Raw genomic sequence first — 25877 nt, forward strand, 5'->3', positions numbered from 1 at the left:
TGATTGTCGAATCGGAGCGAATCCCGCCCTTTGCCCCACATTGCCTCGTCAACGCGCGGGAAATACCCGCACGGCACGCGGCACGGCCGTCGCGCCGTCGCCGACCTGCAGCGAGAGCGCCCGCCAGGCGTCGCGGTCGAGTTCCGCCTCGAGCGCGCCGCCCGCGCGTGCCTCCAGCTCCACGCGCACCGAACCGCCGAGCGGAATCACGCGCCGCACGTCCACCGCGATGCCGTCGCGGTGCCCTTCGCCCGCCGGCCACAGCTGCAGATCGTGCGGCCGCACGTACGCATTCGCGGGGCCCGCGAAATCGGCGTCGACCTCGATCGGCGCAGCCGCGCCGTCGGCGACGAAGCCGCGCCCGGCGACCGTGCCCGGCAGCCGGTTCGCCGCGCCGAGAAACTCGTACACGAACGCGCTTTGCGGATGATCGTAGACGTCCTGCGGGCTGCCGACCTGCTCGACGTGGCCGCGGTTCAGCACGACGATGCGATCGGCCACCTCGAGCGCCTCCTCCTGATCGTGTGTGACGAAGATCGTCGAGATGTGCAAGTCGTCGTGCAGGCGACGCAGCCAGCCGCGCAGTTCCTTGCGGACCTTCGCGTCGAGCGCGCCGAACGGTTCGTCGAGCAGCAGCACCTTCGGCTCGACCGCGAGCGCGCGGGCGAGCGCGATGCGCTGGCGCTGGCCGCCCGACAGCTCGGACGGGTAACGCTGCGCGAGCCAGTCGAGCTGCACGAGCTTGAGCAACTCGTGCACCTTCTCGCGAATCGCGGCTTCCGACGGCCGCTCGCGGCGCGGCTTCACGCGCAGCCCGAACGCGACGTTCTCGAACACGGTCATGTGGCGGAACAGCGCGTAGTGCTGGAACACGAAGCCGACCTGGCGGTCGCGCGCGCCGACCGACGCGACGTCGAGCCCCTGCAGCACGACCTGGCCGGCGTCCGCGTGCTCGAGGCCCGCGATCACGCGCAGCAGCGTGGTCTTGCCGCAGCCGGACGGCCCGAGCAGCGCGACCAGTTCGCCGGGCGGGAAGTCGAGCGATACGTTGTCGAGCGCCGTGAAATCGCCGAAGCGCTTCTGAAGGTTACGGACGGTGATACCCATTCTGGTTGCCTCTTTACGATTTCGACGAAACGGCGCCGACAGGGCCGGCATGTGCGGGAACGGCGTCGGCCAGTTCGGCGGCGAGATGACGCTCGGCGATCAGCTTCAGCGCGAGCGTGACGAGCGCGAGCAGCGCCAGCACCGACGCCACCGCGAACGCCGCCGCGAAGTTGTATTCGTTGTACAGGATCTCCACGTGCAGCGGCATCGTGTCGGTCACGCCGCGGATGTGGCCGGACACGACCGACACCGCGCCGAACTCGCCCATCGCGCGCGCATTGCACAGGATCACGCCGTACAGCAGGCCCCATTTCACGTTCGGCAGCGTCACGCGGCGGAAGATCTGCCAGCCCGATGCACCGAGCACGCGCGCCGCTTCTTCCTCGTCGGTGCCTTGCGCCTGCATCAGCGGAATCAGCTCGCGCGCGACGAACGGGAACGTGACGAAGATCGTCGCGAGCACGATGCCCGGCACCGCGAAGATGATCTGCACGTCGTGATCCTGCAGCCACGGCCCGAACCAGCCCTGCGCGCCGAACAGCAGCACGTACACGAGGCCGGAGATCACCGGCGACACCGAGAACGGCAGGTCGATCAGCGTCGTCAGCAGCGCCTTGCCGCGGAATTCGAACTTCGCGATCGCCCACGATGCGCACACGCCGAACACGAGGTTCAGCGGTACCGCGATCACGGCGACGGTCAGTGTCAGCTTGATCGCCGACCACGCATCGGGATCGGCCAGCGATTCGAGATAGAAGCCGACGCCCTTGCGCAGCGCCTCGACGAACACCGCGGCGAGCGGCACGACGAGGAAGAACGCGAGGAACGCGAGCGCGATGCCCGTGAGCAGCCAGCGCACGACGCGCGACTCGCTGACGGGGTCGAGCCGCTTCGTGGCGCGCACGGCGGACGACGGGGTTTTCAGCACGACGGTGGCCTCCTGGCTCATTGCTGGCCTCCTGCCGCGACGGCGTTGACGGTGGCGGGCGCCGGACCGCTCGCGCCCTTGCTCGTCCTGCGCTGCAGATACCACTGCAGCGTGTTGATCAGCAGCAGCATCAGGAACGACACCACCAGCATCACGACCGCCAGCGCGGTCGCGCCCGCGTAGTCGTACTGTTCGAGCTTCGTGATGATCAGGAGCGACGTGATCTCGGATTTCATCGGCACGTTGCCGGCGATGAAGATCACCGATCCGTATTCGCCGAGCGCGCGCGCGAACGCGAGCGCGAAACCGGTGAGCAGCGCCGGCAGCACGGCCGGCAGCACGACGCGGCGGAAGGTCAGCCAGCGCGACGCGCCGAGGCACGCGGCGGCTTCTTCCTGCTCCCGCTCGAAATCCTCGAGCACCGGCTGCACGGTGCGCACGACGAACGGCAGCCCGATGAAGGTCAGCGCGACCAGCACGCCGGCCGGCGTGAACGCGATCTTGATGCCGAGCGGCGCGAGATACTGGCCGACCCAGCCGTTGGTCGCGTAGACGGCCGCGAGCGAGATGCCGGCCACCGAGGTCGGCAGCGCGAACGGCAGGTCGACGACCGCATCGACGAGGCGCTTGAACGGGAACGTGTAGCGCACCAGCACCCACGCGACGAGAAAGCCGAACACGGCGTTGATCAGCGCGCCGCCGAGCGCGGCCGAGAACGTCAGCCGGTACGACGCGAGCACGCGCGGCGACGTGACGGCGGTGACGAACTGGTCCCACGACAGCGTCGCGGTCTTCAGGAACGTGGCGGCGAGCGGAATCAGCACCACGAGGCTCAAATAGGCCACCGTGATGCCGAGTGTCACGCCGAAGCCGGGCAGCGCGCTCGGCTTGCGAAAGGTATACGTCGTCATCGGATGCGCTTGCTGGGTCGATGCTGCTCACGGGTCCGACGCAAACGCCGGCGCAGTGCATCGCGCCGGCGGCCCGTCGGGGATGCGGCGCGCTGTCGTGGCGCGCCGCTTGGTCGTTATGGTGTGACTGCGTGCGTTACTGCGGCTTGTAGATCGAATCGAACACGCCGCCGTCCGCGAAATGCGTCTTCTGTGCATTCGTCCAGCCGCCGAACGTGTCGTCGACCGTGTACAGCTTCAGCTTCGGGAACTGCCTGGTCAGTTCAGCCGGCACGTTCTTCGAGCGCGGCCGGTAGTAGTTGCGCGCCGCGATTTCCTGGCCCTGCGGGCTGTACAGGTAATTCAGGTACGCCTCCGCCAGCTTGCGCGTGCCCTTCTTGTCGACCACCTTGTCGACCACCGCGACAGGCGGCTCGGCCAGGATGCTCACCGACGGCACGACGATCTCGAACTTGTCGGTGCCGAATTCCTTGACCGACAGGAACGCCTCGTTCTCCCATGCGATCAGCACGTCGCCGATCCCGCGCTGCACGAAGCTCGTCGTCGCGCCCCGCGCGCCGGAATCGAGCACGCCCGCGTTCTTGTAGAGCTTCGTGACGAATTCCTTCGCCGTCTGCTCGTTGCCGCCCGGCTTGTGCAGCGCGTACGCCCATGCGGCCAGGTAGTTCCAGCGCGCGCCGCCCGACGTCTTCGGGTTCGGCGTGACGATCGAGATGCCCGGCTTGGTCAGGTCGTCCCAGTCCTTGATCCCCTTCGGATTGCCCTTGCGCACGAGGAACACGATCGTCGACGTGTACGGCGACGCGTTGTCGGGCAGGCGCTTCTGCCAATCCTTGTTCACGAGCCCCTTGTTCGCGAGCGCGTCGATGTCGTACGCCAGCGCCAGCGTGACGACGTCGGCCTGCAGGCCGTCGAGCACCGAGCGCGCCTGCGCACCCGAACCGCCGTGCGACTGCTTGAAGTTGACGGTTTCGCCCGTCTTCGCCTTCCACTCCTTGCCGAACGCCTGGTTGAAATCCTGATACAGCTCGCGCGTCGGGTCGTACGACACATTCAGGAAAGTCGTATCGGCCTGCGCATGCGTCGCGACGCCCAGCGCCGCCGCCGCGCCCAGCGCGAATGTTGCGATCAGGCGGCCCACTCCGCCCACCAGCCCCGTGTTGCGCTTGCCCATCCTTGGTTCTCCAGTGTTGTCGGTATTGCGATGTCGGGCCAGTCTATCGAACGGGTTACATGATTAAAAATAATCCTTCCTCATTTTTTAATACTCAAAAGTGCTAACGCATACGGGACGGACGGTTGCGGCGGACAAACCGGCGTCCGGGCGTCGCGAAATCACGCCGGAATCGACGCAATCGCGTCGAACCTCAAGTAACACTTGAAATTCACGAAGTACTGTATAAAAATACAGCTCACTGTCTATCCATACAGTTGAGCCATGACCAAACTCACCGCCCGTCAGCAGCAAGTGTTCGACTTGATCCGCCGCGCGATCGAGCGCTCCGGATTCCCGCCCACCCGTGCCGAGATCGCGGCCGAACTGGGCTTCAGCTCGCCGAATGCGGCCGAGGAGCACCTGCGTGCGCTGGCGCGCAAGGGCGTGATCGAGCTGGCCGCGGGCGCATCGCGCGGCATCCGGCTGCTCGGCATCGACGACGCCCCGCATCAGTTCACGCTGCCGCACGCCGGCCTGATGCAACTGTCGCTGCCGCTCGTCGGCCGCGTCGCGGCCGGTAGCCCGATCCTTGCGCAGGAGCACATCTCGCAGCACTACGCGTGCGATCCCGCGCTGTTCACCAGCAAGCCCGACTACCTGCTGAAGGTACGCGGGCTGTCGATGCGCGACGCCGGCATTCTCGACGGCGACCTCCTCGCCGTGCAGAAGCGCACGGAAGCGAAGGACGGCCAGATCATCGTCGCGCGCCTGGGCGACGACGTCACGGTCAAGCGCCTGATGCGCCGGCCCGGCGGCCTCGAGCTGATCGCGGAGAACCCGGATTACGAAAACATCTTCGTCAAGGCCGGCAGCGCGGATTTCGCGCTGGAAGGCATCGCCGTCGGGCTGATCCGCTCGGGCGAACTCTGACATTCCGTCTCGCTAGGAGAACATCATGGAACGCCTTGCCCGCCTGCTGCCTTTCCGTCAATTCGGTCGCCTGCGTCATCTGCGCGGCCGCACGCCCTGCGCTCCGCTGTCCGCGGCGGCGCCCGTGCAAGAAGAAGTCGCAGTCGAACGGCAGGCGTCCCTGCTGCCGTCAGCGCTCCCCGCGTTCGCGCGCGTATCGCTGAACGCTGGCCTGAATCACGCGGAACCCGCGCGTCGCGCGCCGGTGCGCGTCTATCACGGTCGTTCGCGCCTGATCATGGTGGGCACGATCGACGCCGTTTGCCGGATGATCGATCGCTGCATCGCGGAGGAACGATCGGCCACGCCGGGCGGTCTCTGATTGCGGAACCTTCCCGCACCGGAGGCAACGTGACTGGTTCGTCGCGCCGTGCATGGCGACTCAAGCCCCTGTTGATCGTCGCGCTCGTCGTCGCTGTTATTGCGGCGCTCGGCTATGGGTACGCGTCGCCGTATGTCGCGCTCGGCCGCCTGAAATCGGCGATCGATGCGCGCGACGCGCAGGCGATCAGCGAATATGTGGACTTTCCGTCGCTGCGCATCAGCCTGAAGCAGCAGGTCACGGAAGAATTGATGCGCCGCGTCGACGCCGTAAAAAAGGACAATCCGTTCGCGGTGATCGGCGCGTTGATCGGGTCCGCGCTGATCGGCCCGCTCGTCGATGCGTACGCGACCCCGGAAGGCGTCGCCGCGCTGATGAGTGGATTGCCGCCGCGCGGCAATCCGGGCGAGCGTCCGCCTGACTGGTCGAATCAGCCGCCGGCGGGCAATGCGCCCGGCAACACGCCTGCCGCGCCACCCGCCCATCCGGCGCCGGCAAGTAACGGCGTACCGGGCGGCACCGCGGCCGCTTCGGCGGCATCGTCGCCGGCCCCCGCGCCGGCCGCACCGGCCAGCCCGAGCGAAGCAACGCAAGCGCCGCGCCAGCAACAAACCAGCGCGGGCTACCGAAATATCGATGAATTCGTCGTCACGTATCAGCGCGGCGCCGACGGCACGCGCTATGCGGCGATCTTTCACCGCTTCGGGCTGTTCTCGTGGAAATTGTCCGGGATCGACCTGCATGCATAGCAGGCCGCGCTGGACGCCCGCTCCGCCGATCCAGCGCGATGCCTGACCGGCATGCATCGCCAGTCAGGTCGTCATCCAGTCTTTAGATCATTGGCCGGTCGCCATGGCCGCCTCGCGCTCGCGCGCGATTTCGGCCTTCTGCTCTTCCGCCGACGAACACGCCACCAGAATGCTGCAGTTCACGCGATCGAGCAGTTGCGTATTGCCCGAGCCCATCCACCATCTCGACAATCCGCTGCGGCACCGGTGGCCGACGACGACGAGGTCGACCTTCAGCTCCGACGCGAGATTCGCGATTTCGTCGATCGGATAACCGAAGGCGAAATGGCCCTCGGCTTGCACACCGCGCTCGCGCAGCCAGTTCACGCCTTCCTGCAGGATTTCGCGCGCGGTTTCCTCGAAGCGGCCGCATGCGACATCGGTCAGCAAGCCGGCGCTTTGCGCAATGCTCGAACGCATGTCGACGACCGACAGCAAATGCGTTTCCGCCTTCAGGTCCATTGCGAGATTGGCTCCGCAGCGTAGTGCCTTGCGCCCTTCGAGCGTGCCGTCGTAACACAGCAAAATCTTGTTGTAGCTAGCCATGAAGCCTCCCTATCGCGACAACGAGCCGACGCATTCATCATGGTGCGCCGCAATTCAGGACGCAAGGGATGGAAAACGCTGATTCGCCCCGCGTCGCGCGTGCGCGATGATGCGGTGCATGATCGGTGCGCACATGCATCGCACCGGGCGGGCGTGCCCTGAAGCGACGCAGCCGATGCACTAGAATGGCCCATTCGTACACCAGCGAGCCGCGTCGCGCCGGCATCGTGCGCTTCGGTCACGCCCGTGTGACACGGATTCGTGCGATCCGTTCGGAAACCGGCCACGCACGGGGCAGCAGCACACGCCCGCTTACAACGACAAGCGCCCATGTCCGTCGCACCGATCGATTTCCGCAACGTCGAAAAACGCTATGGCGACAAGCTCGTCGTCAACGGCCTGTCCTTCCACGTGAAGGCCGGCGAATGCTATGGCCTGCTCGGCCCGAACGGCGCCGGCAAGACCACGACGCTGAAGATGCTGCTCGGCCTCGCGCATCCCGATGCCGGCACCATTTCGCTGTGCGGCGAACCGGTTCCATCGCGTGCCCGACATGCACGCCAGCGCGTCGGCGTCGTCCCGCAGTTCGACAATCTCGATCCGGACTTCACGGTCCGGGAAAACCTGCTCGTGTTCAGCCGCTATTTCGGGATGTCGGCGCAGGCGGCACGCGCGCTCGTGCCGCCGCTGCTCGAATTCGCGAAGCTCGAGAACAAGGCCGATGCGAAGGTGGGCGAGTTGTCGGGCGGCATGAAGCGTCGCCTCACGCTCGCCCGCGCGCTCGTCAACGATCCCGACGTGCTCGTGCTCGACGAGCCGACGACGGGCCTCGATCCGCAGGCGCGGCATCTGATGTGGGAGCGGCTGCGTTCGCTGCTCGCGCGCGACAAGACGATCCTGATCACCACGCATTTCATGGAAGAAGCCGAGCGTCTGTGCGATCGGCTGTGCGTGATCGAGCAAGGCCGCAAGATCGCCGAAGGCGCGCCGCATGCCCTGATCGCATCGGAGATCGGTTGCGACGTGATCGAGATCTACGGGCCCGATCCGGCCGCGCTGCGCGACGAGTTGTCGGCCTTCGCGAAGCGCACCGAGATCAGCGGCGAGACGCTGTTCTGCTATGTGACCGATCCCGAACCGCTCGGCGCGCGCCTCAAGGGCCGCACAGGATTGCGCTATCTGCATCGCCCCGCCAATCTGGAAGATGTGTTCCTGCGGCTCACCGGCCGCGAGATGCAGGACTGAACGACCATGGACGTCCGCAACTATTCCGCCACCACGCCGTCGGCCCCGCCGCGCGAATCACGCTTCGCGATCGCGATGCCGGCCAATGCAGGCAACTGGGTCGCCGTCTGGCGACGCAACTACCTCGTGTGGCGCAAGCTCGCGCTCGCGTCGATGTTCGGCAATCTTGCCGATCCGATGATCTATCTGTTCGGGCTGGGTTTCGGGCTCGGCCTGATGCTCGGCCATGTCGACGGCGTGTCGTATATCGCATTCCTCGCGGCCGGCACGGTCGGCTCGAGCGTGATGATGTCCGCGAGCTTCGAGTCGATGTATTCGGGTTTCTCGCGGATGCACGTGCAGCGCACGTGGGAAGCGATCATGCATACGCCGCTCGCGCTCGGCGACATCGTGCTCGGCGAAATCGTGTGGGCGGCCAGCAAGGCGATGCTGTCGGGGGGCGCGATCATGCTCGTCGCGGGCGTGCTCGGCTATGCACGCTTTCCGTCGATGCTCGCGGTGCTGCCGGTGATCGCGCTGGCCGGTCTCGCGTTCGCCAGCATCGCGATGATCGTCACGGCGCTCGCGCCATCCTACGATTTCTTCATGTTCTATCAGACGCTCGTGCTGACGCCGATGCTGCTGCTGTCGGGCGTGTTCTTCCCGATCACGCAGTTGCCACCGATCGCGCGGCATGCGGCGCAGGCGCTGCCGCTTGCGAATGCGGTCGAGCTGATCCGGCCTGCGATGCTCGGCCGGCCGGCGACCGACATCGCGCTGCACGTCGCGGTGCTCGCCGGCTACGCGGTCGGCGGATTCCTGCTGTCCGCGTGGCTGTTCCGGCGGCGGATGATGCGCTGACGGCCGGCGCGTCGGGCACCACGCACCGGCCGCCGGCCAAATGCGACGACGTTACTCGTCGTCGTCGCTCCACGGAATTTCGACGTCGGTCAGGAACGCGACGGTCGCGAGCGGGCCGCCTTCGTGGCGGCCGAGCTTGCCGTCCGCGCGATGCCATTCCACGCGGAACTGCGTGCCCGGATCGTCGGCCACCAGATACACCGTGCGCAGCTCTTCCTTGTCGGCTTCGTCCACCGGGCCGTCGAACGACACCAGCATCTTCTGCGGCCACAGGCCGTTGACGGGATCGTAAATGCGATCGCCCTGCGGAATGTCGATACTGGCCTCGACACCGATCGTGGCGGAGGCCTCGATGATCATCGTGCCGAGTGCGTGCAGCACGGCCGTCGCCCGCGCGGAATTGGCCTGACGAATCGCGAGATCGCCGCGCGTCAGCGCCTTTTCGAGTCGAGGATGAATCTTCGGTTGGGTCATGCGTTTTCCTGTTTGCTTCTTGTAAAGGGCGCCGCACGCATGAAGCGGCGGCGCCGGGTGAATACGACGATGGCGCGCGACGGGCGCGCCGTTGCGCGCGTCAGAACCCGAACGCGATCGCGAGCAAGCCGCTCACGATCCCGAATACGACGACGAGCGTCGCGACGATCGCCAGCATGTACGGCTTGAACGAACGCGCGAGCATCGCGAGCGACGGCACGCTGATCGGCGGCAGCGTCATCAGCAGCGCGGCGGCCGGACCGACGCCCATGCCGAGCGACAGCATGGCCTGGATGATCGGCACCTCGCCGGCCGTCGGAATCACGAACAACATGCCCGCGACCGCGAATGCGACGATCCAGCCGAGCTGATTGCCGATGTCCGGGCCGATATGCGGAAACAGCCACGCGCGCGCGGCGCCGAGCAGCAGCACGAGCACGATGTATTCGGGCACGAGCCGCACGGCCATGCGTGCGAGCAGCTTCATCCAGCGGACGAACGGATTGCCGGCCGCGGCCTGTTCGGCCGCCAGCGCGGCAAGCTGCGCATCGTCGATGCTGCGGTCTTCGGGACGTGCGACGCGATTCAGCAGATAGCCGATCCCGAACACCATCGCGATGCCGAGCACGAGGCGCAGCGCGCTCCAGTGCCAGCCGAGCACGAAGCCCATGAACACCAGCGCCGCCGGGTTCAGCACCGTGTTGCCGAGCCAGAACGCGACCGCGCCGCCCGGCGACGCATGACGCGCACGCAGGCCCGCGACGACCGGCGCCGCGCAGCACGTGCACATCATCCCGGGCAGCGACAGCAGCCCGCCCGCGGCGACGCTGCCGAAACCCGTGCGACCGAGCACGCGCGCCACCCAGTGCGCGGGCAGCAGCGCCTGCACGGCCGAGCCGAGCAGCAGGCCCAGCACCATCGCCTGCCAGATCGCCTTGCCGTATGCCCACGCGTAGTCGAGCGCCGCCTTCAGCGACGGCTCGGGCGCGGCCGCCGACGTGCCCATCAGGATCGACTGGCCGATCGAATGGTGCTCGGCGGCAACGAACGCCTTGTTGTAGTACGGAAACCATTTTACGTAGAACAGTCCCGCGACCGCGATCAGCAGGAAGGTCATCCAGCCGAGGGCCGGGTTGGGTTGGGTGCGTGTGGTCGTCATCGTGTGATGGTCGTCGAGTGGTTTTTATCGATTTCGGATGTCGTGCCGGCCGCAAATGCGGCCGATGCGGGCAGCCCGGCTTGCGCGAGTTCGGCCAGCAGCGTGCGCGCCTGATCGTGCACGTCGGCCGCGTTGGGCCGGAACGTGAACGTCAGCACCCGGTTCGGCTTGTTGTACGTCGCGCGGTAAGTGCGCGCATAGGCGGGATCGTAATGCCTGTCGATCAGTTCCGTGAACAATTCGGCTCGCGCGCCGGCATCGATCAGCCCCTTCCAGCGCGTCACCGCTTCGCGGCTGTGCAGGCCGATCAGCCGATGAAGCTGCGCCTTGAACGCGTCCGGCGCGTCGAACAGATGGGCGTAATCGTCGAGAAGGAACGCGATCCGCTCGTCGTGGGCGGCTTCGACCTGAACCCACGGCCCCGCGTGAAATGCCTCGATCAGCGCGATCGGCAACTGCACGAGCCCGATCCTGCGGCTTTCCGACTCGACGAACACCGGCCATTGGGGGTCGAAGCGTCCGAGCGCCTCGACGAGCCCCGAATCGAAGCCCTTCTGCGCCGGCTGCGGCTTGCCCGGCAGCGCGCCGAGCAGCGAGCCGCGATGACACGCGAGCGCTTCCAGATCGAGCGTCTGCGCGCCCACGTCGCCCAGCGCGTTCAGCAGGCGCGTCTTGCCGCAGCCCGTATGGCCGACGAGCGCGATGTAGCGAAAGCGTGTAGGCAGCGAATCGAGCGTCGCGCACACCGACCGGCGGTACGCCTTGTAGCCGCCGTCGAGCTGGCGCGCCTTCCAGCCGATCAGGTTGAACCAGGTCGTCATCGAGCCCGAACGCTTGCCGCCGCGCCAGCAGTAGATCAGCGGCCGCCAGTTGCGCGGACGGTCCGCGAACGTCGTGTCGAGATGGCGCGCGATGTTGCGCGCCACCATTGCCGCGCCGACGCGCGTCGCCTCGTACGGCGACACCTGCCGGTACATCGTGCCGACGAGCACGCGCTCCTCGTTGCCGAGCACGGGCGCGTTCAGCGCGCCGGGGATATGGTCCTCGGCGAACTCGAGCGGCGTGCGCACGTCGATGATCTCGTCGAACTCGCCGGCGCGATCGAGGGTGACAATCAGGTTCTTCAATTTGGCGTCGAACAGGGGCGATGCGGCTCGAGAAGCCGCATGGGCGCGGAAGGCGGATTGACGATTATCTCACGGGCCGGCGTCCCGGGCCTCGCGCGGCGGTCGGCGGCGACGAAGCGGCCTGCATCGCGTCGATCAGATGGTCGCGGAACGCGCGCACCGACGCGGGCAGATCGCGCCCCGCCATCGTCTGCACCTGGATGCTGCGTTCGCGCAGTTGCGGATTGGTCACGGGCACGACGACGAAGCCGTCCGCCTCGGAGCGGCCGCGCACCGACAACAGCCCCGTGAACATCACCGCGCCCGTGCGCCGCGCGTAGCCGTACATCGCCGCGGTATTGTTGCTCGTCAGCTCGGGCTCGAGCAGCAGCCCGTCGAGCGCGCACGCGATGTCGATCAGCTGCCGCACCGTCGTGCCGGCCTCGGGCAGCACGTGCGCGTACCGGGCGACATCGGCAAGCGACACCGCGTCGCGCGCCGCGAGCGGATGATCGTGCCGGACCAGCGCAAAGACCGGCGCGCGCTCGGTGTGGTCGACGCGCACGCCCTTCTCCGGCGCGAGGCTGAAGGTCAATGCGATGTCCGCATCGCCGTCGCGCACGCGCCGGGTCGCGTCCGCCGGCGACACGACCCACACGATGAAATCGACGCCCGGGTGGCGCGCCTTGAAGCTCGCGAGCACGCCGGGCAGGAAATCGATCGCGAACCCTTCCGAGCACGCGATCTTCAGCAGGCTGCCGTGCAGCGCGTCGAGCCCGCCGATGTCCTTCATCACGTGCTCGGCCTCCAGCAGGCTGCGCTGCGCGAACGCCAGCAACCGCTCTCCCGCCTCCGACAACGCCATCCCGCGCGGCCGCCGCTCGAACAGCGGCGCGCCGAGCCCGCTCTCCAGCTTCGCGATCTGGCGGCTGATTGCCGATACGGCCACGTGCAGCCGCGCGGACGCGTCGCTGATCGACCCGGTACGCGCCACCTCGACGAAATATCGCAATGCCAGGCCATGCAGGAAAGCCGCCATCGTTCTGTCTCCGCGCCGCATCCGGCCGCGCTGCTTTGCCTTTTCGGCAAAGAAAGGTTCGAAATTCGATCATTGTGACAAAAAAACCGGCTTTCTAGAATCGATCGCACTTCACGCTGCCTGCGCGCCCGCGCACGGCGAACCCGACCGAGGAGACCCGACTTGAGCCGTACCGCCGCCATCCAGCACGCGCTGAACCAGTTCGAATCCGGTGCGTTCTTCACGACCCTGAGCCGCCGCGTCGGCCTGCGCACCGAAAGCCAGGAAAGCGGCAGCGAAGCCGCGCTGCGCGCCTATCTGACCGACGAAATCGCGCCCGAGGCTGCACGCCTCGGCTTCACGTCGCGGATCGTCGACAACCCCGTCGCTGGCGGCGGGCCGTTCCTGCTCGCGTCGCGCCACGAAGACGACGCGCTGCCGACCGTGCTGATCTACGGCCACGGCGACGTCGTGCGCGGCTACGACGCGCAGTGGCGCGCGCCGCTGTCGCCGTGGACGCTGACGGCCGACGGCGACCGCTGGTACGGCCGCGGCAGCGCCGACAACAAGGGCCAGCACACGATCAACCTGGCCGCGCTGGCGAGCGTGCTCGAAGCACGCGGCGGCCGGCTCGGCTTCAATGCGAAGCTGCTGATCGAGATGGGCGAGGAAACCGGGTCTCCGGGCCTCGACGCGCTGTGCCACCAGGAGCGCGACGCGCTCGCGGCCGACGTGCTGATTGCGTCCGACGGCCCGCGCATTGCCGCCGCGCGCCCGACGGTATTTCTTGGCTCGCGCGGCTCGGTCAACTTCAAGCTGAGCCTGCGCGCCCGCGACGGCGCGCATCACTCGGGCAACTGGGGCGGACTGCTGCGCAACCCGGCGATCGTGCTCGCGCATGCGCTCGCGAGCCTCGTCGACGCGCGCGGCGCGATTCGCGTCGACGGGTTGCGCCCGCCGCCGATCCCGGCCGCGGTGCGCGACGCGCTCGCCGATCTTTCCGTCGGCGGCGGCCCCGGCGACCCGGCGCTCGACGCCGACTGGGGCGAGCCCGGCCTGTCCGCGGCCGAGCGCGTGTTCGGCTGGAACACGTTCGAGATCCTCGCGTTCAAGGCCGGCAATCCGGAGCATCCCGTCAACGCGATCCCGCCCGCCGCGTACGCGCACTGCCAGTTGCGCTTCGTCGTCGGCACCGACTGGGAAGCGGTGCAAGCACACCTGCGCGCGCATCTCGATGCGCACGGCTTCGCCGACATCGAGATCGACGTCGAACGCGGCGCACCGGCGACGCGCGTGCCGCCGGACGATCCGTGGGTCCGCTGGGCCGTCGCGTCGCTCGCGCGCACCACCGGCAAGAAGCCCGCGATCCTGCCGAATCTCGGCGGCACGCTGCCGAACGAGGTGTTTGCCGACACGCTCGGGCTGCCGACGCTGTGGGTGCCGCACTCGTACCCGGCGTGCTCGCAGCACGCGCCCGACGAGCACCTGCTCGCGAGCGTCGTCAGCGAGGGGCTGCAGATGATGGCCGGCCTCTTCTGGGATCTCGGCGAGAACGCGCCGCCCGTTCGCCGCGCGGCATCCGCCGCGGCCGGCGCCGCCCTGTAACGCGCTTCGCCCCTTTCACGGGACCTGCACACACGATGAATACGACCACCCTGACCTCACAGGACGCCGCGCGCCCCAGCGCCGCGCAAATCCGGCGCATCATCTTCGCGGCGTCGATCGGCAACGCGCTCGAATGGTTCGACCTGATCGTCTACGGCTTCTTCGCGGTGACGATCGCCAAGCTGTTCTTCCCGGCCACGAGCGAAGCGACGTCGCTGATGCTGACGCTCGGCACGTTCGGGCTGTCCTACCTGATCCGGCCGATCGGCGGCTTCGTGCTCGGCGCGTACGCGGATCGCGCGGGCCGCAAGGCGTCGCTGCTGCTGTCGATCGCGATGATGATGGCCGGCACGCTGCTGATCGCGCTGATGCCGACCTACGCATCGATCGGCATTCTCGCGCCGCTCGGGATCATGCTGTCGCGGCTGATGCAGGGCTTTTCCGCCGGCGGCGAATTCGCGAGTTCGACCGCATTTCTCGTCGAGCACGCGCCGCAGCGGCGCGGCTTCATGTCGAGCTGGCAGTTCGCGAGCCAGGGCCTCGCGACGTTGCTCGCGTCGGGCTTCGGCGCGCTGCTGACGGCCACGCTGACCTCCGCGCAACTCGAAAGCTGGGGCTGGCGCGTGCCGTTCCTGTTCGGGCTGGCGATCGGCCCGGTCGGGCTGTACATCCGCCGCTACGTCGACGAAGGCGTCGAATTCAAGACGCAGGCACGCTCCGAGGCGCCGGTGCGCGAGCTGTTCGCGGGCCAGAAGGTGCGGCTGCTGCTGTCGATCGGCGTGCTCGTGATCTCGACCGCGATCAACTACATGATCCTGTACATGCCGACCTATGCGATCAAGCAGCTCGGGCTGCCGGCATCGACCGGCTTCGCGGCGACGCTCGCGACCGGCTTCGTGCTCACGCTCGTCACGCCGGTCGTCGGCCATCTGTCCGACCGCACCGGGCGGATCCGCATGATGGCGGTCGCGGCCGTGCTGATGCTCGTGACCGTGTGGCCGACGTTCGCATGGCTCACGCGCCACGCGTCGTTCGCGACGATGCTCGCCGCACTGGTCTGGATCGGCGCGCTGAAGGCGATGTACTGCGGCGCGCTGCCGGCACTGATGGCCGAACTGTTCCCGTCGCAGACGCGCGCCACCGGGCTCGCGGTCAGCTACAACACCGGCGTCACGCTGTTCGGCGGCTTCGCGCCGTTCGTCATCACCTGGCTGATCAGCGCGACCGGCAACCGGCTGTCGCCGGCGCTCTATCTGATCGGATGTGCGCTGCTGAGCCTCGCCGCGCTGTTCGTCGCACGCACGCGGCTGAAGATGCGCTGACGCGAGCAACGACGGCGCGGCGCGGCGCCGTCGAAACCGCCCGATGCGGCCCGTCGCGGCATCGCTGCCGCGCGGGCCGCGCGCCGCTTACGGCGCCGGATTCGGCTGCCGTTCGTGCAACGCGTCGATCTCGGCGAGGATCTCGTCGGACAGCGTCACGTCGATGCTGCCGATGTTCTCCTTCAACTGCTCGAGCGACGTCGCGCCGACCAGGTTGCTGCGCACGAACGGGCGGCTGTTGACGAACGCGAGCGCCAGTTGCGCGGGCGACAGCCCGTGACGTCGCGCGAGCGCGACATAGCGCGACGTCGCCTCGACGGCCTGCGGCTTGCTGTAGCGCTGGAAACGCTCGAACAGCGTGATGCGTGCGCCGGCCGGACGCGCGCCGTTCTCGTACTTGCCGGACAGCCAGCCGAACGCGAGCGGCGAATACGCGAGCAGACCGACGCCGTCGCGATGCGTAAACTCCGACAGCCCGTTCTCGAACGTGCGGTTCAGCAGGCTGTACGGATTCTGGATGCTGGCGATGCGCGGCAGCCCGAGCCTTTCGGCCGCGCGCAGGAACTGCGCGACACCCCACGGCGTTTCGTTCGACACGCCGATCGCGCGCACCTTGCCGGCCTTCACGAATTCCGCGAGCACGCCGAGCGTTTCCTCGATCGGCACCGTGTACGCGTCGTCGACCCACGGATACGCGGGCCGGCCGAACGTGGTCGTGCTGCGATCGGGCCAATGCAACTGGTAGAGATCGACGTAGTCGGTCTGCAGGCGCTTGAGGCTGCCGTCGAGCGCTTCGGTCAGGTTCTTGCGGTCGAACTGGTTGCCCTCGCCGCGAATATGGCGTGGATTGTGCGGCTGCCGCGCCGGCCCCGCAATCTTCGTCGCGAGCACGATGCGATCGCGCTGCGCGCGATGCCGCGCGATCCAGGTGCCGATGTATTGTTCGGTGCGGCCTTGGGTGTCGGGCTTCGGCGGCACCGGATACATCTCCGCGGCGTCGATCAGCGTCACGCCCTGCCCGAGCGCGTAGTCGATCTGCTCGTGCGCGTCGCGCTCCGAATTCTGCTCGCCCCACGTCATCGTGCCCAGACCGATCAGGCTGACCTCGATACCCGAATCGCCGAGTGTGCGGTATTCCATGCTGTTCCTGTCGCGTCGGTGGAAAGCAGGAACGCTATCACATTGGAGCGACTGCTTCAGACCGGCGCGGCACATGCTTACAAGCGGCCTGCGGTGCCGCCCGGCACGCTCCTGCGCTCCTTCGCCCGCTCCGTCAAGCGTGAGGCCGCCCCAGGTTACTGCGGCCGCTGGATGAAGCAGGTCGCCGACGCATGCGCGACGATCTTGTCGTCCGGCGTCTTCAGCGTGCCCTCCGCGACGCCCAGCGAACGCGACAGGTGAATCACCCGCCCTTCCGCGATCAGATCGACGTCGCGCGGCACGGGCCGCAGCATCTTCACGTGCAGATCGACGGTGCCGTAACCGACACCCGCATCGAGCATCGAATGCACCGCGCACCCGGTGACCGAATCGAGCACCGTCGCGGCGAACCCGCCGTGCACGCCGCCCAGCGGATTCAGGTGCCGGCCGTCCGCCCGCGCCGAGAACTTCACGTAACCGAGCTCGACGTCGAGCGGACGCATCGGGATCGTCTCGGAAATCGACGCGAGGGGCGCGTCGCCCGACACGGCGGCACGCAGCAGATCGAGGCCAGACAAGGAAAGCGGATTCATCGGGTTGTCTCCGGGTTGAAAGCGCGTCGCCGCGCGAGTAAGTTCTAAATTGGAACTCATTATTGTCAACGACGCCGGCCGTTGTCAACGCGGCTGCGCCCGTTGCGACCGAAGGCGGGTTCTATAATCGAACCCGCTATTTCGCTGAACCGCCGCAAGACCGCCGCAAGAGGCAAGAGACTCGACGATGAAATGGGATGACGTCGGCACGCTGAACTGTTCGGTCGCCCGCACGCTCGCCGTGCTGGGCGACCGCTGGACCATGCTGATCCTGCGCAACGCCTTCCTCGGCTGCCGCCGCTTCGATGCGTTCCAGGCCCAGCTCGGCCTGACGCGCCACGTGCTGGCCGAACGGCTCGCGCGGCTCGTCGACGAAGGCGTGCTGGTCAAGCGCGCGTATCAGGAACGCCCGCCGCGCTTCGAATACCGGCTGACGGAAAAGGGCCTCGACCTCTACCCGGCCCTGCTCGCGCTGATGGCGTGGGGCGATCGCTGGAAGGACGATGGCCACGGTCCGCCGGTGCAATTGCGCCACCGGGCCTGCGGGCAGCTGATGCACGCGGTCACCGTGTGCTCGGCCTGCGGCGAACCGCTCGACGCTCGCGACGTGCAGCCCGAGCCCGGGCCCGGCTGGATCGCGTCCGACGAAGCCGGGGCGCGTGCAGCGGCGGATTGACGATGCGTTGCGTGCGGATGCCCGAGCGGCATGCCCGCCAGACGTACGCCTGAGCCGCGGGCCGCATTGATTGGGCGCCCGTCCGACCGGGCGCGCGCATTGCTCGCACGCGCGTGCTCGGCAACGGTACACGCAAAACGCACACAATCGTCGGGCCTACTCCTGTCCGTTGATCGCCGATCGCACACGGACCGAACAACGCAACTTTGCGTCACCCTTCTCCACCCCTACCGATCATCGCGTGGCCCGTCGCTTCGCATCCGCACGTGACCGGGCCGTCACGCGTGCGTTACACTCACGGCCCGCTGTCTCGAAATCATTCGCTGTCCAACATGTTGTCGCGCAATCGCCTCGCTGCCGCCTGTCTCGCCGCTTCCCTGCTCGCCACACCCTTCGCCGCCTTCGGCAAGACGCAAAGCGAATCGCTGCTTCAGCAGGCGATCGATCTCGTGTCGCGATGGTTGCCGGCTCCGACTCATGAAGCCCCCGCGACGCAGGTCGTCGAATCGGCCTTCTCGCCCGACGGCGGCGCCGAGGCGCTCGTGCTGAAAGCGATCGGGGCGGCGCGCAGTTCGATCCGGGTCGCCGCCTACTCGTTCACGTCGCCGCCCGTCGCGCGCGCGCTGCTTGCCGCCAAGCGCCGCGGCGTCAATGTCGCGGTGGTCGTCGACGACAAGGGCAACCGCGCGAAGAGCAGCAAGCAGGCACTGAACCTGCTCGTCAACGCGGGCATCCCGACCCGCACGATCGACGCCTATGCGATCCATCACGACAAGTACCTCGTGATCGACGCCGAGCACGTCGAAACAGGCTCGTTCAACTACAGTGCGTCGGCGGCCAGCCGCAATTCCGAGAACGTCGTCGTGGTCTGGAACAACCCGCAACTCGCGTCGCGCTACCTCACCCACTGGCAAAGCCGCTTCGATCAGGGCACGCCGTACCGCTCCAGTTACTGACGCGCCGCACGCCCTTTCGCCCGTCGGCGCTCGTCCGCTCGCCTTCCCGCCACCATGGTGCAGATGATCGACCAGCGCGGCGCGATGTTCAATTCGGCCGAATGGCCAGTGCACCGCCGCGCGAAGCGCCCGTCACGCGCGATGCCGCCATGCTCAATGGATCTCCGGCGCCCGGCCGGTCGCGACGCCGGCATGCGCGCTCGACGCACAGCGATTCGCATGTCCGTCCGCACCGCTCGCCGAATTCGCCGACAAGCCGTGGGCGCCCATCGGCAGCGCACTGCGCACGCAATCGGTGCTGAATGTCAGTGTGTTCTGAACCAGCGGGTAAAGGAAATACAGCGCGAACGCGAGATAGCCCGCGTACAGGATTCGAACCATGGTGCGATGGGATGAACGATTGGACTTGTCCTGTTTACGGCGCGGCGACGCGCGCCTTGAGGTTATTGCGTGTCCGATTCCGCAGCGGGACGAAACCCGGGCCGGTGACACGCGCCTTTCACGGCATCGTCACCGAATCTCACGAACCCGGTCACCGCCGCGGCGGAACATGCAGCGTGGCGATGCATCGACGAATGCGCGATACTGTTCCGCGTACGACCCATCACCGGCCCGACGGCCGGGACAAGAGGCAAGGCCCATGCAAATCGCACCGAAATCGGCCGACGAGGCGGCCCGGCTCGATACGCTTCATTCGCTCTCGATCCTCGATACGCCGCCCGAAGAGCGTTTCGATCGCCTGACGCGCCTCGCGCGGCGGCTGTTCGACGTCCCGATCGCCCTCGTCAGCCTCGTCGACGAGAACCGCCAGTGGTTCAAAAGTCATCCGGGCCTCGACGCCGCGCAGACGCCGCGCGACGTGTCGTTCTGCGCACACGCACTGCTCGCGCCCGATACGATGGTGATCCAGGACGCGCTGAACGACGACCGATTCCACGACAATCCGCTCGTCACCGGCGCGCCCGGCATCCGCTTCTACGCCGGCCGGCCGCTCGCCGCACCGGACGGCGCGCCCATCGGCACGTTGTGCCTGATCGACACGCGGCCCCGCTCGCTCGAACCCGACGAACTCGCGCTGCTGGGCGATCTCGCCCACATGACCGAGCGCGAGATCGCCGCGCTGCATTTCGCGACCACCGACGAACTCACGCAACTGACGAACCGGCGCGGCTTCGAGCTTCTCGCCCGCCACGTGCTGAGGCTGTGCGATCGCGTCGGCCGTCATGCCGTGCTGCTGTTCTTCGACCTGAACGATTTCAAGGCGATCAACGATCGCTTCGGCCATGCCGAAGGCGACCGCGCGCTCAAGGCGTTCGCCGAAACGTTGACGGGCGCGCTGCGCGACAGCGACGTCATCGCACGGCTCGGCGGCGACGAGTTCGTCGTGCTGTTGAGCGCCACCGATCCGGCCGACGTCGCCGAGCCCGTCGAGCGCGTCACGCAGGCGCTCGCGCAGCGCAACGCCGCCGACGCACGCGGCTACGCGATCCGGTTCAGCGTCGGGCACGTTGCCTACGATCCCGCACACCATCGCACCGTCGCCGACCTGCTGGCATCGGCCGATCGCCGGATGTACGAACACAAGCAGCACGGCAAGACGGCCGGCGCATGACCGCGAACGCGCCACGCGGGCCGCGGCGAGATCGCGCCGCCGCGCAGCGCGCTCGCCCACGGTCGTTCGACGCGGGCCGGTTCAACTGCCGCAAGGCGGCGCGCTGGCCATGGCATCCGCGATCTGCTCGGGTGTCAGATCGCGCTGATGCGTCGCCAGCGACCAGCGATGCCCGAACGGATCCTCGACCTGCCCGTAACGATCGCCCCAGAACATGTCCGCGGCCGGAATCGTGACCGTCGCGCCGGCTGCCACCGCCTTCGCGATCGCCGCATCGGTGTCCGGCACGTACAGATGCAGGCAGACGGGCGTGCCTTTCAGCGCCTTCGGCCCCAGCGCACCGTGCTCGGGCATTTCATCCACCAGCATCAGCGTCGAATCCCCGATCGCGAGGCACGCATGCGCGAGCCGGCCGTCGGGCATCGCGAGGCGGAATCGTTCGGTCGCGTCGAATGCGCGCTTGTAGAAATCGATGGCTGCGGTCGCGCCCGCACAGATCAGATGCGGGGTCAGCGTGCGCATCCCTTCCGGGATCGGCTTGACGGACGTGGGCATGGTGTCGCTCCTTCAGTCGGTTGTCGTATCGAAAATCGGGACGGACGCGCGTTGCGCACGCCTCCGATGCTACGACGGACGACTCCGGCGAAAATCGACATGGCGCCCGGGATTTTTTTGTTTGCTCGTGTGACAGGGGCGCGGGACAACGCGGCTTCGGGCGTCATCGGCCCGTTCGCTCGGCCTGCTCGTCCGGCAGGCCGAACTGACGACGGCAGGCTTCAAGCAACCCGGCCACCGCGCCGAGCGGAAAATCGGCAAACCGGGCGATCGGCAGCATCACGCCACCCGGCACCTTCGTGCGCGACGAATGCGCGGAGAACTGGTAGCCGATGTAATGATTCCCGGCGACGCTGACGATCCGGAATTCGGTGACGTCCCGCCACGGCGTGACGGGTTTTTCGCGCGCGGCGCCGATCAGCCGGAAGCCCGTCTCGTCGATCTGCAGCGCGAGCTTGCGCCGCGACGACACGAACAACGCCGCACTAGCCAGCCCAAGCAACGCGGCCAGCGCCGCCACCGGCCAGAGCGCCGGCGCGGCCACGTAACCGCACAGGCTCGCCGCGGCCAGCCCCGCACACACGATCGCCCTGCTTTTCAGGCTTCGGCTGTCGACTGCCAGCGTGACCGGCAACGCGCCGATGAACGTTTCCGCGTCGGGATCGACGCGCCGGCCGGAATCCGTTGGTTTCTGCTCGTCGATCATTGCACGCCCGCTCGTGCCGACGGCCGCCGGCCCATCGACGCGGCCGGCATGTGAGGATTCCGATACCGATGGCGCGGATCACGCGCCGCGGCGCCGACATCGGTCAATTGCATACGTTGACGGTACCGCTGGTCGTGCATTGACCGGTGGCCCGGTGAGTCTGCTCCGCCAACCGAGGCGCGAGGCCCATGCCGCGATCCGGCGCGGCCGCCGACGACGAGGCAGGATCGGTCGTCGACGCGGTCTCCGGCGACGGTTGCACGGGCGCCGGCCCGGACGCGGTCTGGCAGGCGGCAAGCGCCAGACACAGCGCGAATGCCGACGGGACGATGGAAAATCTGGACAGGGTCATGGACGCGCTCGCTCGATTCGTTTGGGGTAACGGCCCGCAGTCAGATCTGCGGCAGATCGCGCAACGTGCGCGACTCGCTCGTTGCATCGATGTCGAGCTCGATGCCTTCCGACGCATCGCGATACAGCACGCGTTTCAGCCTGGGCCCGATCGCGGTGGTATCCGATGCCGAGAAGATCGCGCGGACATCGTTACCGGACGCAAGCGCACGCGCCACGTCCGCCACCGGGGCTTCGCGCGGCGTCTCCGCCCACGAGCGATCGGCCGGGTTCACGGCCGCCCAGCGCACGTGCGTCACGCGCGCGCTGAGCGGATCGATCCGCACACCATTCACCGCAAACGTAGACATCGGCATCTCCTTTGAATTTTTGCGGCCTGCCGCCTGCACGCGGCAAGCGGCAAGCTGCTGACAACCGGATCTCGCGACCATGGCCCGCACGTGCCGGCGATCATGCGCGCTTGCCCGGCCAACGCGATTTTCGATGATACATTGGGACGCTTTGCAACCGTCAACAGACAATCGTGTACGGGAGAAACACATGAGCGACGCCTGGGGAACCTTCCCTGCCAGAATGGGCGACCATCAGGCTTTCATCAGCTTCAACCATGGCTTTGCGGAAATCGCCGAAGGCGATCCGCGCACGTCGCTGCTGAGCGTGCGCGTCCCGTTCGCGCGCCCGTCGCCCGAAGGCCTGCCGACCGGCGACGAATTCGCCGATCTCGCGAAGATCGAGGATCTGCTCGACGCGGCGATCATCGCAAAAGGCGGCGTGCAGGTCGGCCGCATCACCGTCGACGGCAACCGGGATTTTCTTTTCTACGTGCCGTTCGACGAGGAGGCAGCCGCGGAGATCGTCGATTCGCTGGCCGACCAGACGACCTATGCACTTCAGTACGCGCATCAGGACGACCCGGACAAGGCCACTTACTGGCAGACGCTCTACCCGACCGACGACGACTGGCAGATCATGCGCGACATGCGCACGCTGGATGCGCTGCGGCAGCAAGGCGATGTCCCCGACGTGAGCCGGCGCGTGATGCACTGGGCGTACTTCCCCGACCCGAGCGACGCGCACCAGTTCGCGGACTGGGCCGAAGCGAAAGGCTATCCGGTCGAATCGGTCGCGCCGACCGAAGACGGCAAGTCGGCCGTGCGGTTTTCGCACGAAGGCACGATGGCGCTCGCCGACATCACGCGCCATACGATCGCGCTCAATCGCGAGGTACGCGCGCTCGGCGGAAACTACGACGGATGGGAAACCAGCGTCGAACAGGCGGGGTGAGCGAAGCGCCATGCCCGTGGCGCGCGATGTGACGTCACGCCATCCGACGCAAAAAACATCCCGGCAGCGATGTTGCCCGCCGCCGGGATCAAGGCATCGCCGGCAAAAACCGGCGATGGGCCTGAGGGTTCGCTCAGGCACGAGGAAAGCGATTCGTACGGATCAGGCGAACGGATGTGGGGACGCGAACGAATGCCGTCGCGCAGCCCGCCGGACGCCTGTCCGGTTCCGCCGACGCAGCCTTCCGGCGTCGGGGGGCAAAAAGCCCCCGCTCCTGCGCGAGCGAGCGGGGAAACGGTTGACCGGGCCGGGGAAGAACGGTCAACCGGTCAAATTGTGATCGCGGGTCACGCGACGGTCTGTGCGGCAACTCACCCTTTGGTGACAATGTGACGATAACCGGCATGCTCGCGTGCCGACGAATACCTTCATGGTTCAAGCGCGACGCATTGCTTGTGGACTTCGCTGACGAAGAGCCGGCCGACAGCGTTCGCCTTCCCATCCAGCGGTTTATCCCGTCTTAATTCAATTCAATTTTTCAGCACCGAGCGCAGTTTCCGGTAAGTCGCCGGTATTGTCAAAGCAGGATTATTCTATTTTTTGACGCGAAGTGATTTTCGCTTCATTTTTTCGCGAGGAATTTCACGCACGCAATGATCTGCGTCACGAAAACCCGAGTTCGTCACTACAACGAGCCGCTGAAAAACCAGTCGGTAACCATATCGATCCAGTCGAGATTGCTGACGATCTCGACAGCGGCATCGCCGACGATCTCGATAGCGGCGTCGCCAACGATTTCGGCCGTCGACGAATCTGCCGCCACCGCGCCGGTCGCCACCGCGCTCGCCTTCGCAATCGCGGTCGATGCGACGGGCTTCGGATCGGCAAGTCGCTCCAGCCAGTCGATGATATTGGCGCGCGCGTCTTCCGCATCGGCGAAATCATTGCGCTCCAGAAAGCGATCGAACACGATCCACGCGAGCGTCCTGCTTCGCACCGCGGATTCGAGTTGCCTGTCGACAACGGCGGTACGGCCCGACGCCGTGATGTCGAGCGTTGCTGTGAAACAGTAATCGAGATATTCGATCTCGAGTTTCGACGACATGGCTTCTCCGCTCAATCCGCCCTCTCTATTTTTATGACGCCCGGCACCCGACGGGCTTCGCGGCACAATGTGAATCTTGCGTGAATTTAGCGCAGCGCTTCATTTTCACCGGCAGCATCACGATATTCTCGCAACCTGTCGATATCGACCGCAGCCATATGACCGCTCTCATTCCTTTTGCCCTTCCGATGGCACCGGAAGTTGCCCCGCCTTGCTATTTCCGTTGTCGACCTGCTCCGCGGCCGTCGTCGCGCTGCTAAACTCGGATCACAACGACCGCGCGCCACCAGAGGAAATAATGACGCTCGCTCACGCAAAACAAAGCGGCGTAGATGTCTGGATCGTCCAGCTTCCCGGACACGCCCCCTATACCTACACGCAGCTCAAGCGAGTATTCTCGTCCGACGACTCGCGGCATCGGGTCGTGACGGTCGACCTGAAGAAATTGCTGGCCTGCGCCGACCGCGACACCACCGACTACGTACTGCCGTCGGTTCAGTACTGGGCCCCTGGCAAAGCCGCCGGCATCCGCGAATTCCTCGATCCGAACCGCAGCAGGATCCCGGACATGCCGTTCATCACGTTTCGCGAGACGAGAACGCGAACGCTACTCGGTATTCCCGGCCTGTCGAAAATCGGCGTCGCGTCGTTCCGTAACGGCCAGCATCGCGCGCGCTATCTGGCCTATGCCGGTGCGACGACCTTGCCCGTCGAAATCCACGAGACCGAAGCCGATTTGCTTGTGCGGTATTGCGGCGAATGATAGCAATGTCCGTTCGGCTTTCCCCTCGCGCGATGCCATGGCGGCCGGGTGCCGCCGCCCGCGCCGAAGCCGCAAGCGTTCAAGCCTCGATCGCGTAAATCCGGTCAATGACTTCCGTTTGGCCGAGGCGACACGTTTCGACGCCGGCCAATCGCCAGCCGTTGTGTTCGTAGAACCCGATCGCGCGCACGTTGCCCTCCAGCACCTGCAGATGGACCTTGCCCACGCCGATCGACCTGGCCCACGCGCGAACGGCTTCGATGATGCGCTTGCCCGTGCCGCCGCCGTGATGCGAGGGATGAACGTGCAGGCAGTCGAGCAGCACGCCAAGCGCCGGATCGACGGGGCGCTCGGCGCTGACGAAGCCGACCGGCTCGCCGTGCGACTCGGCGATCAGCACGAAGCCCCACTCGCTCTCGTCGCGATCGAAATACTTGCGCCAGCGAACCGCGTGCTCAGTCGGCACCTCGTCGGTCAGATAGGCGGCCGGAAGGATATGGCTATAGGCGGTTTGCCAGCTCAGCGTGTGCAGGCGAGCAATGTGGTTCGCGTCGTGCGCCGTCGCGACGCGCAGTGTGGTCCGGGTGCCCGGCATCGGCGGCAACTCCTTGTGCTGGTTTTCGTGATCGGCATGCGTCAT

Annotated in this window: 29 protein-coding genes; 12 read left to right on the top strand and 17 right to left on the bottom strand. The window is 66.9% G+C overall.

All coding sequences use genetic code 11. The features are described 5' to 3' along the window. Positions 1-48: 48 nt before the first annotated feature. From KPB06_RS16700 to KPB06_RS16715, 4 genes are all read right to left on the bottom strand, one after another. On the bottom strand, positions 49-1107 hold the full coding sequence (locus tag KPB06_RS16700; protein WP_059584139.1) for a sulfate/molybdate ABC transporter ATP-binding protein: 1059 nt from the start codon (positions 1105-1107) through the stop codon (positions 49-51). A 13-nt stretch (positions 1108-1120) separates the two neighbouring features. Continuing rightward, the gene (cysW, locus tag KPB06_RS16705) at positions 1121-2056 is read right to left on the bottom strand and encodes a sulfate ABC transporter permease subunit CysW (RefSeq protein ID WP_059584141.1); all 936 of its coding nucleotides are present in this window, start codon (positions 2054-2056) and stop codon (positions 1121-1123) included. Next, complete coding sequence (cysT, locus tag KPB06_RS16710; RefSeq protein ID WP_046545642.1) at positions 2053-2946, bottom strand: sulfate ABC transporter permease subunit CysT; 894 nt, start codon at positions 2944-2946, stop codon at positions 2053-2055. The genes cysW and cysT overlap by 4 nt, the downstream gene beginning before the upstream one ends. 136 nt (positions 2947-3082) lie before the next feature. Further along, on the bottom strand, positions 3083-4120 hold the full coding sequence (locus KPB06_RS16715) for a sulfate ABC transporter substrate-binding protein (RefSeq protein ID WP_059584143.1): 1038 nt from the start codon (positions 4118-4120) through the stop codon (positions 3083-3085). A 264-nt stretch (positions 4121-4384) separates the two neighbouring features. On the opposite strand from KPB06_RS16715, the gene lexA reads away from it, so the two are divergent. The 3 genes from lexA to KPB06_RS16730 are packed head-to-tail and all read left to right on the top strand — an operon-like array spanning position 4385 to position 6142. Next, positions 4385-5032 carry a transcriptional repressor LexA gene (lexA, locus tag KPB06_RS16720; protein ID WP_006476077.1) on the top strand — a complete coding sequence of 216 codons (648 nt, stop codon included), beginning with the start codon at positions 4385-4387 and terminating at the stop codon, positions 5030-5032. 25 nt (positions 5033-5057) lie between these two features. Further along, on the top strand, positions 5058-5393 hold the full coding sequence (locus KPB06_RS16725; protein WP_006476078.1) for a hypothetical protein: 336 nt from the start codon (positions 5058-5060) through the stop codon (positions 5391-5393). Positions 5394-5422: 29 nt separating this feature from the next. Continuing rightward, positions 5423-6142, top strand: coding sequence for a DUF2939 domain-containing protein (locus tag KPB06_RS16730; RefSeq protein ID WP_059584144.1), 720 nt, complete (start codon positions 5423-5425; stop codon positions 6140-6142). A gap of 87 nt (positions 6143-6229) precedes the next feature. On the opposite strand, the gene KPB06_RS16735 is transcribed toward KPB06_RS16730, so the two are convergent. Continuing rightward, positions 6230-6727: a universal stress protein gene (locus KPB06_RS16735; protein WP_059584146.1), complete on the bottom strand. Its 498-nt coding sequence runs from the start codon at positions 6725-6727 to the stop codon at positions 6230-6232. Between the two features lie 330 nt (positions 6728-7057). Between KPB06_RS16735 and nodI the strand changes: the two genes are divergently transcribed. Both nodI and KPB06_RS16745 read left to right on the top strand, forming a co-directional pair. Beyond that, complete coding sequence (gene nodI, locus KPB06_RS16740; RefSeq protein ID WP_059584147.1) at positions 7058-7972, top strand: nodulation factor ABC transporter ATP-binding protein NodI; 915 nt, start codon at positions 7058-7060, stop codon at positions 7970-7972. A 6-nt stretch (positions 7973-7978) separates the two neighbouring features. Beyond that, entirely contained in the window at positions 7979-8812 is an 834-nt protein-coding gene (locus KPB06_RS16745) for an ABC transporter permease (RefSeq protein WP_059584149.1), read from the top strand. A gap of 51 nt (positions 8813-8863) precedes the next feature. On the opposite strand, the gene KPB06_RS16750 is transcribed toward KPB06_RS16745, so the two are convergent. The 4 genes from KPB06_RS16750 to KPB06_RS16765 form a co-directional block, all read right to left on the bottom strand. Next, the gene (locus tag KPB06_RS16750) at positions 8864-9286 is read right to left on the bottom strand and encodes a hypothetical protein (RefSeq protein WP_059584150.1); all 423 of its coding nucleotides are present in this window, start codon (positions 9284-9286) and stop codon (positions 8864-8866) included. A 100-nt stretch (positions 9287-9386) separates the two neighbouring features. After that, on the bottom strand, positions 9387-10445 hold the full coding sequence (locus tag KPB06_RS16755) for a permease (RefSeq protein ID WP_059584152.1): 1059 nt from the start codon (positions 10443-10445) through the stop codon (positions 9387-9389). Further along, complete coding sequence (gene mnmH, locus KPB06_RS16760) at positions 10442-11572, bottom strand: tRNA 2-selenouridine(34) synthase MnmH (RefSeq protein WP_059584154.1); 1131 nt, start codon at positions 11570-11572, stop codon at positions 10442-10444. The genes KPB06_RS16755 and mnmH overlap by 4 nt, the downstream gene beginning before the upstream one ends. Before the next feature lie 64 nt (positions 11573-11636). Beyond that, on the bottom strand, positions 11637-12590 hold the full coding sequence (locus KPB06_RS16765; RefSeq protein ID WP_059584155.1) for a LysR substrate-binding domain-containing protein: 954 nt from the start codon (positions 12588-12590) through the stop codon (positions 11637-11639). Between the two features lie 162 nt (positions 12591-12752). Between KPB06_RS16765 and KPB06_RS16770 the strand changes: the two genes are divergently transcribed. Continuing rightward, complete coding sequence (locus KPB06_RS16770) at positions 12753-14174, top strand: M20 family metallopeptidase (RefSeq protein ID WP_059584157.1); 1422 nt, start codon at positions 12753-12755, stop codon at positions 14172-14174. Positions 14175-14209: 35 nt separating this feature from the next. Next, the gene (locus KPB06_RS16775) at positions 14210-15496 is read left to right on the top strand and encodes an MFS transporter (RefSeq protein WP_059584158.1); all 1287 of its coding nucleotides are present in this window, start codon (positions 14210-14212) and stop codon (positions 15494-15496) included. Positions 15497-15583: 87 nt separating this feature from the next. Here the strand turns inward: KPB06_RS16775 and KPB06_RS16780 are convergent, their stop codons facing one another. Together KPB06_RS16780 and KPB06_RS16785 are read right to left on the bottom strand one after the other, a co-directional pair. Further along, complete coding sequence (locus KPB06_RS16780; protein WP_059584161.1) at positions 15584-16636, bottom strand: NADP(H)-dependent aldo-keto reductase; 1053 nt, start codon at positions 16634-16636, stop codon at positions 15584-15586. 155 nt (positions 16637-16791) lie between these two features. Further along, positions 16792-17229 (bottom strand): PaaI family thioesterase, encoded by a 438-nt coding sequence (locus KPB06_RS16785; RefSeq protein WP_006484216.1) that lies wholly within the window; start codon positions 17227-17229, stop codon positions 16792-16794. A 187-nt stretch (positions 17230-17416) separates the two neighbouring features. On the opposite strand from KPB06_RS16785, the gene KPB06_RS16790 reads away from it, so the two are divergent. Together KPB06_RS16790 and KPB06_RS16795 are read left to right on the top strand one after the other, a co-directional pair. Continuing rightward, the gene (locus KPB06_RS16790) at positions 17417-17905 is read left to right on the top strand and encodes a winged helix-turn-helix transcriptional regulator (protein ID WP_059584162.1); all 489 of its coding nucleotides are present in this window, start codon (positions 17417-17419) and stop codon (positions 17903-17905) included. A 332-nt stretch (positions 17906-18237) separates the two neighbouring features. After that, complete coding sequence (locus tag KPB06_RS16795; protein WP_027784365.1) at positions 18238-18861, top strand: phospholipase D family nuclease; 624 nt, start codon at positions 18238-18240, stop codon at positions 18859-18861. A gap of 153 nt (positions 18862-19014) precedes the next feature. Here the strand turns inward: KPB06_RS16795 and KPB06_RS16800 are convergent, their stop codons facing one another. Next, positions 19015-19242, bottom strand: coding sequence for a hypothetical protein (locus KPB06_RS16800; RefSeq protein ID WP_059584164.1), 228 nt, complete (start codon positions 19240-19242; stop codon positions 19015-19017). Between the two features lie 259 nt (positions 19243-19501). Here KPB06_RS16800 and KPB06_RS16805 point away from each other — a divergent pair, with 259 nt between their 5' ends. After that, positions 19502-20473: a GGDEF domain-containing protein gene (locus KPB06_RS16805; protein ID WP_059584166.1), complete on the top strand. Its 972-nt coding sequence runs from the start codon at positions 19502-19504 to the stop codon at positions 20471-20473. Positions 20474-20554: 81 nt separating this feature from the next. Here the strand turns inward: KPB06_RS16805 and KPB06_RS16810 are convergent, their stop codons facing one another. The 3 genes from KPB06_RS16810 to KPB06_RS16820 form a co-directional block, all read right to left on the bottom strand. Continuing rightward, entirely contained in the window at positions 20555-21028 is a 474-nt protein-coding gene (locus KPB06_RS16810; RefSeq protein WP_059584167.1) for a VOC family protein, read from the bottom strand. A 163-nt stretch (positions 21029-21191) separates the two neighbouring features. After that, positions 21192-21734: a hypothetical protein gene (locus KPB06_RS16815; protein ID WP_059584169.1), complete on the bottom strand. Its 543-nt coding sequence runs from the start codon at positions 21732-21734 to the stop codon at positions 21192-21194. A 392-nt stretch (positions 21735-22126) separates the two neighbouring features. After that, positions 22127-22435, bottom strand: a complete 309-nt coding sequence (locus KPB06_RS16820) for a hypothetical protein (protein WP_059584348.1) — start codon at positions 22433-22435, stop codon at positions 22127-22129. 190 nt (positions 22436-22625) lie between these two features. On the opposite strand from KPB06_RS16820, the gene KPB06_RS16825 reads away from it, so the two are divergent. Continuing rightward, positions 22626-23369, top strand: a complete 744-nt coding sequence (locus tag KPB06_RS16825) for a DUF695 domain-containing protein (protein WP_059584173.1) — start codon at positions 22626-22628, stop codon at positions 23367-23369. A 685-nt stretch (positions 23370-24054) separates the two neighbouring features. On the opposite strand, the gene KPB06_RS16830 is transcribed toward KPB06_RS16825, so the two are convergent. Then, the gene (locus tag KPB06_RS16830; protein ID WP_059584175.1) at positions 24055-24474 is read right to left on the bottom strand and encodes a hypothetical protein; all 420 of its coding nucleotides are present in this window, start codon (positions 24472-24474) and stop codon (positions 24055-24057) included. A 298-nt stretch (positions 24475-24772) separates the two neighbouring features. On the opposite strand from KPB06_RS16830, the gene KPB06_RS16835 reads away from it, so the two are divergent. Next, entirely contained in the window at positions 24773-25237 is a 465-nt protein-coding gene (locus tag KPB06_RS16835; RefSeq protein ID WP_059584177.1) for a plasmid fertility inhibition factor family protein, read from the top strand. A gap of 79 nt (positions 25238-25316) precedes the next feature. Here the strand turns inward: KPB06_RS16835 and KPB06_RS16840 are convergent, their stop codons facing one another. After that, on the bottom strand, positions 25317-25832 hold the full coding sequence (locus KPB06_RS16840; protein WP_059584351.1) for a GNAT family N-acetyltransferase: 516 nt from the start codon (positions 25830-25832) through the stop codon (positions 25317-25319). Between the last annotated feature and the right edge of the window lie 45 nt (positions 25833-25877).

This window comes from Burkholderia semiarida (genome assembly GCF_029268935.1).
Taxonomy (GTDB): Bacteria; Pseudomonadota; Gammaproteobacteria; order Burkholderiales; family Burkholderiaceae; genus Burkholderia; species Burkholderia semiarida.

Bases quoted from the DNA above. Each gene is read 5' to 3' on its own strand.
- KPB06_RS16810 (WP_059584167.1), bottom strand. From the start codon at position 21,028: ATGCCCACGTCCGTCAAGCCGATCCCGGAAGGGATGCGCACGCTGACC.
- KPB06_RS16750 (WP_059584150.1), bottom strand. From the start codon at position 9,286: ATGACCCAACCGAAGATTCATCCTCGACTCGAAAAGGCGCTGACGCGC.
- KPB06_RS16790 (WP_059584162.1), top strand. From the start codon at position 17,417: ATGAAATGGGATGACGTCGGCACGCTGAACTGTTCGGTCGCCCGCACG.
- lexA (WP_006476077.1), top strand. From the start codon at position 4,385: ATGACCAAACTCACCGCCCGTCAGCAGCAAGTGTTCGACTTGATCCGC.
- cysW (WP_059584141.1), bottom strand. From the start codon at position 2,056: ATGAGCCAGGAGGCCACCGTCGTGCTGAAAACCCCGTCGTCCGCCGTG.
- cysT (WP_046545642.1), bottom strand. From the start codon at position 2,946: ATGACGACGTATACCTTTCGCAAGCCGAGCGCGCTGCCCGGCTTCGGC.
- KPB06_RS16755 (WP_059584152.1), bottom strand. From the start codon at position 10,445: ATGACGACCACACGCACCCAACCCAACCCGGCCCTCGGCTGGATGACC.
- KPB06_RS16715 (WP_059584143.1), bottom strand. From the start codon at position 4,120: ATGGGCAAGCGCAACACGGGGCTGGTGGGCGGAGTGGGCCGCCTGATC.
- KPB06_RS16735 (WP_059584146.1), bottom strand. From the start codon at position 6,727: ATGGCTAGCTACAACAAGATTTTGCTGTGTTACGACGGCACGCTCGAA.
- KPB06_RS16775 (WP_059584158.1), top strand. From the start codon at position 14,210: ATGAATACGACCACCCTGACCTCACAGGACGCCGCGCGCCCCAGCGCC.
- KPB06_RS16765 (WP_059584155.1), bottom strand. From the start codon at position 12,590: ATGGCGGCTTTCCTGCATGGCCTGGCATTGCGATATTTCGTCGAGGTG.
- KPB06_RS16840 (WP_059584351.1), bottom strand. From the start codon at position 25,832: ATGCCGGGCACCCGGACCACACTGCGCGTCGCGACGGCGCACGACGCG.
- KPB06_RS16805 (WP_059584166.1), top strand. From the start codon at position 19,502: ATGCAAATCGCACCGAAATCGGCCGACGAGGCGGCCCGGCTCGATACG.
- KPB06_RS16825 (WP_059584173.1), top strand. From the start codon at position 22,626: ATGAGCGACGCCTGGGGAACCTTCCCTGCCAGAATGGGCGACCATCAG.
- KPB06_RS16725 (WP_006476078.1), top strand. From the start codon at position 5,058: ATGGAACGCCTTGCCCGCCTGCTGCCTTTCCGTCAATTCGGTCGCCTG.
- KPB06_RS16815 (WP_059584169.1), bottom strand. From the start codon at position 21,734: ATGATCGACGAGCAGAAACCAACGGATTCCGGCCGGCGCGTCGATCCC.
- KPB06_RS16745 (WP_059584149.1), top strand. From the start codon at position 7,979: ATGGACGTCCGCAACTATTCCGCCACCACGCCGTCGGCCCCGCCGCGC.
- KPB06_RS16800 (WP_059584164.1), bottom strand. From the start codon at position 19,242: ATGGTTCGAATCCTGTACGCGGGCTATCTCGCGTTCGCGCTGTATTTC.
- KPB06_RS16700 (WP_059584139.1), bottom strand. From the start codon at position 1,107: ATGGGTATCACCGTCCGTAACCTTCAGAAGCGCTTCGGCGATTTCACG.
- KPB06_RS16820 (WP_059584348.1), bottom strand. From the start codon at position 22,435: ATGTCTACGTTTGCGGTGAATGGTGTGCGGATCGATCCGCTCAGCGCG.
- KPB06_RS16830 (WP_059584175.1), bottom strand. From the start codon at position 24,474: ATGTCGTCGAAACTCGAGATCGAATATCTCGATTACTGTTTCACAGCA.
- nodI (WP_059584147.1), top strand. From the start codon at position 7,058: ATGTCCGTCGCACCGATCGATTTCCGCAACGTCGAAAAACGCTATGGC.
- KPB06_RS16785 (WP_006484216.1), bottom strand. From the start codon at position 17,229: ATGAATCCGCTTTCCTTGTCTGGCCTCGATCTGCTGCGTGCCGCCGTG.
- KPB06_RS16780 (WP_059584161.1), bottom strand. From the start codon at position 16,636: ATGGAATACCGCACACTCGGCGATTCGGGTATCGAGGTCAGCCTGATC.
- KPB06_RS16835 (WP_059584177.1), top strand. From the start codon at position 24,773: ATGACGCTCGCTCACGCAAAACAAAGCGGCGTAGATGTCTGGATCGTC.
- KPB06_RS16795 (WP_027784365.1), top strand. From the start codon at position 18,238: ATGTTGTCGCGCAATCGCCTCGCTGCCGCCTGTCTCGCCGCTTCCCTG.